Genomic DNA, 10,250 nt, shown 5'->3' on the forward strand with positions numbered 1-10,250 from the left:
GGTCTGACATCGGCGGCGACTGCCAACAGGGACCGGCGCGACTGGACGGAGAGGGGTTTCTCCGTCCCGGTCAGAGCAGTAGAGGGTGTGCGTTGACGGACGGGGGAGCCTTCAGCGCGCCCCCGAGGGTTCCTTCTCGACGGGCTCCGGCTGAAGCGATGTGCGTACGCGGCCGAAGCCCTTCAGCACCTTGTCGTAGACCCGGTAGAGCGACGGGCGGTCCACGACGATGTCGCGGGCCTTGTTCACCGGTGCCCGGCCGATCCAGTGGACGGCCGCGGCCGCCGACGGACGGGAGACCCGGCCCTCGGCGACGTGGGTGACGTCGTTCTTCAGCCAGGCCTTGTACTCCCGGCCCCCCTTGCCCATGTCGACCTGGCCCAGGCCGTGTGAGGCGGCCTGCTCGGCCATGTGCAAGTGGTGCATTATCCCGGGGGAGTACCGGGCGAACTCGGGGTCGTAGGCGGGGAACCAGCCGACCAGAGTGTTATGGGTGCGCAGGCCGAAATGCCCGGCCACCGGGGTGTCCCCGGCATAGAGCATGGTGAGCACCCCGCCGAACGACGGGGTGTCGCAGGCGTGCATCTCGTCGATCAACTCGACGATCCACGGCTGGGCGAACCGGTCGACCCGGCCGGTCCGGCGGTACTGGTCGGACTTCCACCCGGTCAGCGTGCGCATCACCTCGGGATCGGTGGCGCACCACGACAGGCGGATCTCGCCGTGCTCGCGGGCGAGCTTGCGCTCCTTGTAGCGGACCGTCTTGTAGTTCTTCGGCGAGCCGGCCCGGACGTGCTCGATGTAGGCGTCGAAGCCGCCGGTGAGGTTCATCATCGGCACCGGCCGCACCGCCGACTCGTGCGGCTCCCAGGTCGGCTGCCCCGCGACCATGTGGTCGAAGTCGAACACCGACAGGCGGCAGGCGCGCAGGATCTCCCGCGCCGGGATGGCGAGATCCGGGACGGAGATCAGCCCGTGACAGGTGGTCAGCCAGGTGCCGAGCGGCTTGCCGATGCCGAAGGCGTGCCGCTCGAACGGCAGGAAGCCCACCACCTTGCCGCCGTCCTCGATGACGGCGACCCGGACGTAGGAGCGCAGCCGGCCGATGGCCAGCGCGAACTCCACGGAAAGGAAGGGATTGTCGAGTGACGGGGTGGCGCGCTGCAACTCGCGCCAGCGGGCGAGCTCGGGCTCTCCCAGTTCCCCCGGCCGGACGACCGTGACTCTCACCTTGACCCGGCCCCCTGTTCGGTGCGTACGCTGCCGTTCCCCCGGTACAGAGACCGAAGCACCCACATGAATCCACCGAGCACCGCGATGGTCGCCACACCAGCGCGGGGAGACCAGGCGTCGAACATGAGCATGGCCTCGGCTAACAAGACGTTTATAACGAGACTTGCCGCGGCGCCCACCGTTAGAGCGGCAAGAGGGTCACGATCACGCAACAGTCCGACGACCGACGCGCCGGGCACCACGACGAGGAAGAGCGGGACGAGGACGACGCGAGCCGGGGTACGGATGTCGGCGAGGGCGATGACCGCCCCCGCGGCACACGCGAGCGCGAGCGCCCACATGAGCACCGTCCGGTTCCTGTGCATTCTCTCCTGGCTCCGCTGGTCAAGGCATGGTTGATCGCTGTACTCATAGGACCAACCACGTGACGTGAACGTCAATGCCGACGCCCCAACCCCGTCAAAGGTTTACAGCGCCGAGGGCAAGAACCGTTAACCGTGCCCGGTTTTGGACATGGCAATGGCTGTTGCCCCCGAGGCCCATGAGACAGCGGGGACTGGGGGGTATTCACAAGGTACTATCCGTTCGCCCCAAGTGTGGACTCGGTGACGGAATCGACCGCGTCGGTGGAGGCCTGACCGCTCGGCGTTTCCGAGGGGGACGGCTCCGGCGTGGGCTCCTCATCGGGGGGTGGATCGGAGGTGGGGGGCGGGTCCTGAGCCTCCCAGGAGATCGCGCACGTGGTGCCACCGGCCGCCGAACGCAGCGCAACCGAGCCGTGTCCTGCCTGCTCAGGCGCGGAAACGGCGACCGAGAGCCGCTGCTTGGCCCCGGGCTGGAGCGTGCCCTGTGCGGGGGAGAGCGAGAGCCCGCCGGTCACGGCGGCGGTCCAGGAGACACTCCCGCCCCGCGCCGAGATGAGGATCACACCGGCCTGGTCCGTGCCCCACGGCTTGGGACAGGAGACCACGAGCCGCGCCACCGGGGCCGGCGGCCGGCGGGTCGGGGTGGGCGGGGACGTGCGCGGTGAGGTAGCGGCGGGGGCGTCGGCGGAAGGCGGGTCCGACGGCGTGGGCGCCGGCCGGGGCGTCGCGGTGCGGGCGGGGGAGGGCGGGGCGCCGCCGGTGGAGGTGTCGTCGGACGGCTCGGGACCGTAGGTGATCCGCAGATCCCCGGGAGTGCGCGCCGGGAAGCGTAACTCGGCCTGCCCGCCCGGGCCGGCGGAGTCCTGACCGGTCGCCACGACCATCGCGCCCGTGGCGATCAGCACGCAGGCGACGGCGGCGAAGATCGGCGCGGACCGCCGGGAGGCACGGCGTGCCACGGCGGCGCCGCGCCCGCGGGCCCGCCCGCGCCGCGCCCGCCCGGCGTCCGTCCGGTCCGGCGGCGCGGCCGCCCCGGTCAGGTCGATGCCGTGGAACGGGGTGTCGGCCGGCTCGGTGGCGGCGCGGCGGGGGCGGGTCCGGCGTTCCGCGGCGGCCGGTGGGAAGCCGTTCTTGCCGAACCCGTCGGCGACCGCCAAGATCGCCGACCGGGCCTCGTCACGCGCTGGGCGGGCGCACGACTCGGCGACCCGCCGCCGCAGCGACAGCGGAGGGAAACCCACCGGGAGCGTGTCCAGCAGCCGCTCGGCCGACACCCGGCGGCGGCGCCCCTCCGTGCACTCCTTGCAGCCGGCGACGTGGCGGGTGATGCGCCGCCGCAGCGGCTGCGGCAGCGGACCCTCGATGGAGTCCAGCAGCGCCGACAGGTCCGGGCAGTGCGCCCGCCCGCTCCTGGCGAGGATCACCGCGGCGGCGGCGTTCTCCAGGTGGTCGCGGGCCCGCTCCTGCCGGGTGCCGGCCTGGCGGGAGCTCAAACCCAGCACCACGGCGATCTCGGCGGCGGTGAGCCCGTGGCGCACGCCCAGCAGCAGGGTGTCGCGGTCCTTGGCGCCCATCTCGTCCAGGGACTCGCGCACGATGGCGGCGAGCTCCGGGTCCTCCTCGTCGCCCTCCAGGTACGGCTCGGGGGCGGTGCCGTGCGGCGGGGTCCGACCGCGGCGGGTGGCGCACTGGTAGCGGGTGAGCGCGTACAGCCAGGCGCGCAGCCGGGCGGGCTCCCGCAACACGTCGATGCGGCCGTGCGCGGTGACGATCGCGTCGTGCACGGAGTCGGCCGCGGCGTCGGTGTCGCGCAGCAGCGAGTGGGCGTAGTCGCTCAGCCGGTCGGCATAGGCGTCGTAGAGGCCGTCCGCCGCGCGGCTGTCCGCCCGGCGCAGAGCCTCTACCAGTCGTTGGTCGTCGGCACGGCCGACGGTCGGCCATCCGGGCACGAATCTTCCTCCCCGCGGGACGGGTACCTGGCTTCCGGTCACGCACGATCGCGAGATTTTCCCCTGCCCGCGCCAGGCCCCACACGCGTAGGACGCATGTTCGTTGATAGTGGTTCACCCGGAAATGACGAATAATCATCCGGTATGACCTGCGAAAACAGGGATGACTGATGCTGGTGGAACCGGTGTGACGGGAGAGTGAAGAGAGGCGGCGGCGGGTCGCGGCAGGAGCCTGCGACGGTGACGCGGCGTGACGGATCCCGCAGGAGCGCGGCGCGACGACGCCCGGCTCGGACGGACATGGGGCGGCGGCGCCTGGAACGGCACCCTCCACGGCGCCGGAGCCGAGCGGAGGGCAGGCGATGACGGAGGAGGCGGGCGGGCCGCTCGCGACCCCGTCCGGGACGGGTGCCCGATGCCGGGCCGGAAGCGCGAGGGGTGGGTGACGGCCCGGCCCGCCGGGGTCCTCGGGGCCAAGTGCCGGGCGCGATAAGCCGGAGGGCCCGGATGAGCGAGACGCGCCCGGCCCCGGACCGCCGCGGGACCGGGACCTGGCGCGTCTCGCGCGTCCGCCGCTACTGCTGTGCGCTGCCATTGCAGTTCGGCGCGCACAGGCGGCGGGAGATGCCTTCGAGGAAGACCTTGCGGATCTCCAGGGCGTTGTTCGGGAAGAACGCCTGTCCCTGGGTGGCCTTGGCGATCGCCTGCATCTGGCGCCGCCCGGCCGCGTCGTCGGCGCCCAGGGCGACGATGATGACGCTGATCGGCTGGGTCTCGTCGAACTCATCGCGCAGCTTGCGCAGGATCGTCGCGTTGCTGATGCCGCCCTCGGGGTCGTCGTTGCCGACACCGTCGGTGAACACCAGGATCGTATTGATCTTGTCGGCCTCGTACTCGGCCTTCATCTTGTCGTAGGCCGCGGACAGGGTGTCGTTGAGCCCGGTGTCGCCGGTGGGCTTGGCCTTGATCTGCGCCAGCGACCGCCCGATCACCTCGCGCCGGGTGCTGCCGTTCAGCTTGCCGCCCAGCGGGCCGATCGGCACGGTCTCGCGGTAGTCCACGCCCTTGCCGTTCAGGTTGGTGGAGAAGATCCAGGTGCCGATCTCGGTCTTGTCCGGGAAGAGCTTCAGGCCCTCGATGGCGGTCTGCCCGATCAGCCGCATGCGGTCGACCGGCGCGCCGACGGCCGGCAGCGCCATCGTGCCGGAGATGTCGAGCAGCGCGAGCAGCCGCCCGCCGAGCTTCAGGCGCGACCACGCCTGCGACAGCCGGGTCACCGACGCGGCGTCCGGGATCTTGATGACCCGGGGCGCGGCCGGGTTCAGCCCGTTGGCCTGGGTGATCACACCGCCGGCCTTGCCGTCCGGCGTACGGAAGCCCTGGTCGCGGATGGTCTTCTTGGCCTCGGCGGTCGACAGCGCGGCCACGAAGTCCTGGGCGGCCTTCTGCTTGGCCTGCTCCTCGGCGGTCACGACCACCGGGTAGTCGAGGCTGATCGTTCCCTCGGCCGGGTAGAGCGCGACGACCTCGCCGGGCTTGTTCTTGGCGTTGAAGGCCCAGATCTCCCGCTCGGAGGCGATGCCGATCGGGGCGCGGGACGACTGCTTGGCCATGCTGGCGAACATGTTGCCCGGGCTGTTCACGGCGTTCTCCGACAGCTGCCTGAGCACGCCCACGAGCTGGTCCTCGCCCGCGCCCGCCTGCCGCAGCACTCCGGCGCCGGCCAGCAGCGCGCTGAGGCCGGCGGCGTTGAGCGTGGGGTCCAGCGGCAGTACACGGATCTTGCGGCCGAGCCCGTCGGGGGTGGCGGCGTTCGCGGCCGACATCAGGCCGCTCCAGCTCGGCTCGCCGAAGGCGCTGCGCAGCTTGTCCACCACCGGCTTGGGGGCGGCCAGCACGACGGGCGAGCGGGCGATCGAGCCGACCTTCGGGGAGATCCCCTCGCCCTTCGGGCTGGAGCGCAGCTTGGCGATCCACAGGCTGGAGTCGGGGATCCACACGTCGCCGTCGAATCTGCCGGTGGTGGCGCCGGTGCCGGCCAGCGCGTTGGTGACCTCCGCCGGGTCGCCCTCGGCCACCGTGACCGCGACGCACGAGCCGCCCGGGGCGCCGGACGTCTTGGTGTGGTTGGCGGCGATCTCGCGGATCGCGGGCTCGATATCGGGGGCGGCGACCACCTTGATCGCGGTGGTGCCCTCCGCGCACGCCTTGTCGCGGTTCATGATCACGTACGCGGCGACACCGAGCAGCACGGCCAGTGCGACGGCGCCCGCCAGGGGCACCAGCACCTTGCCCCTGCCGGCGCGACGCCGGCCGGACGGCTCGTGATAAGGGCTGTAGCCGCCCTCGGGCTCGTCTGTGCGGTGGCGTCCGCCCACGATGTCCTCTTACCTGTAGATCTTCCGGGGAACGTGGCGTGCTTGGCAGCGACCATATAGGGAGATGTCGGGTAATGCTTACGGAACCATAGCGTCAAGCGTTATACCGGCAAAACCGATCTTTTGCTGCGGTGATGGCCTCTGGTGCGCGACAATCCGCCCGTCGTCGGACGGAGTTCGCGATACATCTTGACGTCTGACAGACGCGATGTATCGTGTTCGGCATATCGGGATATTTTGCGCTTGACAGCGGGGGCCGTACGGGGGTCGCGGCGTCCCGGAGCAGGGGGGTGGCGCTCATGCCGGCGCTGATCGAGACACGCGAAGCGGCCATCGGCCCGGCCGGAACGCCAGAGCCGGACGTCGGGCCGGCCGTGACGGCAGGGGTGAGCGCCGGGCCGGCCCGCAGCATTGAGGTGGACATCGGACCGGGCGGGACGGCAGTGCCGGGCGTCGGCCCGGCTCGGACGGCGGAAGCGAACGCCGGGCGGGTGCCGGACGCCAGAGAGCACCAGGCCGCCGGGTCCGTGCGGCGCGCGGGTAGGACCCGGCCCGACCTGCTGCTGATCAAGGCCGGCCGCCCGGGCTGCCCGGACGAGGTACGGCGCGTGCTACGCGAGTCCGACTGCGTGCGCGAGGTCGCCGTCCAGGCGGGCGCCTGCCGCGTGCTCGCCGCCCCCGGCACCGCGCCCCTCGTCGCGGCCGCGCTGCGCGCCCAGGGGCTGCGACTGGCCGTGGTGATCGTCCAATGGCGCCACCTCCCCACCACGTCCCCCACACAGGAGGCGGCCCCTGCGAGCGCCACGGCTGCCGCCAGGTCGGGCCACCCCTGGCCGGTGGGGTGCTCCGCGCTGGTGGTCTGACCGCTCGACCTTCGCCGAATCTCTTCTGTTGGGTCCCTACCTGTCGGCGCCGCGTCGGCGGAATGGTGCGCGGCGGGTGCCGGCGCCACCCTGCGGCGGGATCCGGTGCGCCTTTCCGCGCCAGGCCGCAGGCCGCGGAGGCCCGAACCGCACGGCGGCCATGGCGGTTCGCAGGTGTGGGCCTGATCTGGCAGCATGCCCTCGATCGCGTAGCAGCCCCCTGTCAGCGGCACGCAGTACAGCGCTCACGCCGGGCTCCGGGCCGCCGTCCGGGGTGGCCGCGCACCGCGTTCGCGCCATCCCCGAGGAGACCTGTTGCCCTTCACCCCCAGTCACGTCGCCGCGGTGATCCCGCTGATCGGCTCGCCGCGGGCGCGCAAGGTCTTCGACCCGTGGGCGCTCGGGGTGGGCGCGATGGTGCCCGACCTGCCGATGTTCCTGCCCTACCTGCAGGACTACAGCCGCTGGCACTCCCCGGCCGGGGTGGTCACCGACGACGTCGCGGCGGTCTTCGTCCTGCTCGCGGTGCTGCAGTTCGTCCTGCGCGACCCGCTGACCGCGCTGCTGCCCGGCACGCTCGCCGCACGGGTCGCCGCCCTGCCCGGACCCGACTGGCGCAGGTTCTGGGCCATCGCGCTCGGCGCCGCGGCCGGGGCCGCCACCCACGTCCTGTGGGACTCCTTCACCCACGACTGGGGCGCCGCCTTCTGGGGCTGGGGCTGGATGACCGCTCCGGTGCTCGGCTGGCTGAACGGCTACCGGCTGGCGCAGTACGGATCGTCGGCGTTCGGCCTGGCCCTGACCGCCTGGTGGCTGCTGCGCGCCCTCCGCACCCCGGCCCCCGTCCCCGCTCCGGCCGCTACGCCCGGCGCCGGTACCGCTCCCCCTTCGGCCTCCGCCTCCGCCGCCGGTACCGTCCCGGCTTCCGCCTCCCGTACCGCCCCCACCGCGCCCCCCGCTTCCGTGCCGCGGGCACCCGTGGCGGCTCCTGCGCGCGGGACGCGGCTGCCGGAGCGGGTCCGGTGGGGAGTGCTCGCGGGTACGGTGGCCGCCGCGTGCTGCTCGGCGGCGGTCTGGCCCCTGGTCGATCCGCCCAACCCCGTCTACGGCTGGGCCGGCGTGGTCACCAGGATCGGTGTCGGCCTGCTGATCGGGCTGGGCGCGGTGCTCACCGTGTACGCCCTGCTGTGGCAGCTCGCCCGGGTCATACGCTTGTCCCGTGCCTGAGCTCATCACGGTCGAGGACCCCGCCGACCCCCGGCTGGCCGACTACGTGCGCCTGCGCGACGTCGAGCTGCGCAAGAGCCTGGAGGCCGGGCGCGGCCTGTTCATCGCCGAGGGGGAGAAGGTCGTGCGGCGCGCCGTCGCGGCCGGATACCCGGTGCGCTCGGTGCTCACCACGTCCCGCTGGCTGCCGGCCCTGGCCGACGTGCTGGGCGACGCGCGGGTCTACCTGGTCTCCGAGGAGGTCATGAGCGGCATCGCGGGCTTTACCGTCCACCGCGGCGCCCTGGCGGCCATGGCGCGCCTTCCGCTTCCGGCCGTGAAGGGGCTGCTCGCCGGTGAGTACGCCGTCGCCGGCGACCCCCGCTTCCCCGTCCCGCCCGGTGGGGCGCTGCCGCCCCGGCGGGTGCTCGTCCTGGAGGATCTGGTCGACCACGGGAACGTCGGCGCGATCTTCCGCTGCGCGGCCGCACTCGGCGTCGAGGCCGTCGTGCTGTCCCCGCGCTGCGCCGACCCGCTGTACCGTCGCTCGGTCAAGGTCTCCATGGGCGCGGTGTTCGCCGTGCCGTACGCGCGGATGACCAACTGGCACGCCGGCCTGGCCGAGCTGGGCGAGGCGGGGTTCCGGACGCTGGCGCTCACCCCGGACGCCTCGGCCGTGCCCCTCGACGCCGCCGCGCTGGGTGAGGGCGACCGGGTGGCCCTGTTGCTCGGCTCCGAGGGCGACGGGCTGTCCTCTCGCTGGCTGCGTGAGGCCGACCAGGCCGTGCGCATCCCGATGAGCCCGGCGGCGATGGCCCTCGGCGTCGACTCCCTCAACGTGGTCGCCGCCGCGGCCATCGCCTGCCACGAGCTGACCCGCCCCGTCGCCCGCCCCGGCCTGCCGGGCGAGGCCCCCGGCCACTGAGCCGCGGCCCGGGAGCCGGTTTGTGAGAGTCCGGCTCCCGGATCGGCTATCCGCCGCGGCGGACCGGTGTGAAGAACGCCGGATCGGCGTGGGCGATCGCGTGGGACATCATCCCGCGGTGGAACAGCCCGTGACCGTGGTAGCGGTGCTCGTCGTACTGCCCGTCGTGCCATCCCCGGGTCCGGTTGCCGACGATGATCGGCCTGCCGTCCCTGTCGTGGATCTCCAGGTATTGACGCGCTCCCCGGCCTGAAGTGAAGGCCGGGGATTCAGCCCGTGCCGCGTCATGCGGCACCTCTGTGGCTTCCTGCTTCGTCGACCTGTGCCACCGCGAGCGGTGGTCTTACCTGGTCTCCACAGGCGTTCAGCCTGTCCGCCCGCCCGGCGGCCAGGATGTTGATCGCCGCGTTGACGTCCCGGTCATGGGCCGCCCCGCACAGGCAGGTCCACGACCGGACGTTCAACGGCATCGACCCGGCGACGGCCCCGCACGCCGAGCACAGCTTCGACGACGGGAACCACCGATCGATCTTGACGAAGGTCCGCCGGTACCGGGCGGCCTTGTACTCCAGCATCCCGACGAACTGCGACCAGCCCGCGTCATGGACACTCTTCGCAACTCTCGTGCGCGCCAGCCCCCTCACCGACAGGTTCTCCACGTACACCGCTTGGTTGTCGCGAATGAGCCGCGTGGAGAGCTTGTGGGCGAAGTCGCGGCGCGCGTCGGCCACCCGGGCATGCGCCCGCGCGACCTTCACAACGGCCATGTTCCGGTTCGCCGACCCCTTCGCCTTGCGGGACAGGGCCTTTTGGGCTTTGCGGAGCTTCTTGGCCGCCCGGCGCACCAACCGGGGGTTGCCGATCTTCCGGCCGTCGGAGGTGACCACCACGTGCGTCAACCCCAGATCGATGCCCACCTCGGCGGCCGTCTCAGGCAAGGACACCTGACCGGTCTCGACGACGAAGGAGGCGAAGTACCGGTCCGCCGCATCCTTGACCACCGTGACCGAGGACGGTTCGGCGGGCAGGTCCCGGGACCAGCGCACCGGCACGTCCCCGATCTTCGGCAGGCGCAGCCTCCCGCCCGCCGTGATCGAAAACCGGGCGTTCCTGGTGAACCGGACGGCCTGCCGGTTGTCCTTCTTTGAGCGGAACCGCGGCGCGGCCACCCCCGGCCCCTTCCGCTCACCGGTGATCGAGGCGAAGAAGCCGCGGTAGGCGGTGTTCAGATCGGCCAGAGCCTGCTGGAGGACCACCGCTGAGACCTCACCCAGCCACGCCCGCTCAGGGGTCTGCTTGGCCTGGGTGATGACCCGCTTGGACAACTCCCC

At 72.4% G+C, this 10,250-nt stretch carries 9 protein-coding genes; 3 read left to right on the forward strand and 6 right to left on the reverse strand.

Translation table 11 applies throughout. The features are described from left to right. Positions 1-111: 111 nt before the first annotated feature. The 4 genes from IEY93_RS09290 to IEY93_RS09305 form a co-directional block, all read right to left on the reverse strand. A complete protein-coding gene (locus tag IEY93_RS09290) occupies positions 112-1,230 on the reverse strand; it encodes a GNAT family N-acetyltransferase (RefSeq protein ID WP_189162564.1) in 1,119 nt (372 codons plus the stop codon). Further along, the gene (locus tag IEY93_RS09295; RefSeq protein WP_189162565.1) at positions 1,227-1,598 is read right to left on the reverse strand and encodes a hypothetical protein; all 372 of its coding nucleotides are present in this window, start codon (positions 1,596-1,598) and stop codon (positions 1,227-1,229) included. Before IEY93_RS09295 ends, IEY93_RS09290 begins: the two co-directional genes overlap by 4 nt. 212 nt (positions 1,599-1,810) lie before the next feature. After that, positions 1,811-3,547 (reverse strand): sigma factor, encoded by a 1,737-nt coding sequence (locus IEY93_RS09300; protein WP_189162566.1) that lies wholly within the window; start codon positions 3,545-3,547, stop codon positions 1,811-1,813. Between the two features lie 575 nt (positions 3,548-4,122). Then, entirely contained in the window at positions 4,123-5,925 is a 1,803-nt protein-coding gene (locus IEY93_RS09305) for a substrate-binding and VWA domain-containing protein (protein ID WP_189162567.1), read from the reverse strand. Positions 5,926-6,215: 290 nt separating this feature from the next. Between IEY93_RS09305 and IEY93_RS09310 the strand changes: the two genes are divergently transcribed. From IEY93_RS09310 to IEY93_RS09320, 3 genes are all read left to right on the forward strand, one after another. Beyond that, positions 6,216-6,788, forward strand: coding sequence for a hypothetical protein (locus tag IEY93_RS09310; protein WP_189162568.1), 573 nt, complete (start codon positions 6,216-6,218; stop codon positions 6,786-6,788). 315 nt (positions 6,789-7,103) lie between these two features. Continuing rightward, positions 7,104-8,015, forward strand: coding sequence for a DUF4184 family protein (locus tag IEY93_RS09315; protein ID WP_189162569.1), 912 nt, complete (start codon positions 7,104-7,106; stop codon positions 8,013-8,015). Then, a complete protein-coding gene (locus IEY93_RS09320) occupies positions 8,008-8,919 on the forward strand; it encodes a TrmH family RNA methyltransferase (protein WP_189162570.1) in 912 nt (303 codons plus the stop codon). The genes IEY93_RS09315 and IEY93_RS09320 overlap by 8 nt, the downstream gene beginning before the upstream one ends. A gap of 46 nt (positions 8,920-8,965) precedes the next feature. On the opposite strand, the gene IEY93_RS09325 is transcribed toward IEY93_RS09320, so the two are convergent. Then, on the reverse strand, positions 8,966-9,214 hold the full coding sequence (locus IEY93_RS09325; RefSeq protein WP_189162571.1) for a hypothetical protein: 249 nt from the start codon (positions 9,212-9,214) through the stop codon (positions 8,966-8,968). Next, on the reverse strand, positions 9,204-10,250 hold a 1,047-nt coding region (locus IEY93_RS09330), incomplete at its 5' end, for an RNA-guided endonuclease InsQ/TnpB family protein (protein ID WP_189162572.1). The genes IEY93_RS09325 and IEY93_RS09330, both read right to left, overlap by 11 nt.

Origin of the sequence: Sphaerisporangium melleum (assembly GCF_014646695.1) — a bacterium.
In the GTDB taxonomy this organism is placed as follows: Bacteria; Actinomycetota; Actinomycetes; order Streptosporangiales; family Streptosporangiaceae; genus Sphaerisporangium; species Sphaerisporangium melleum.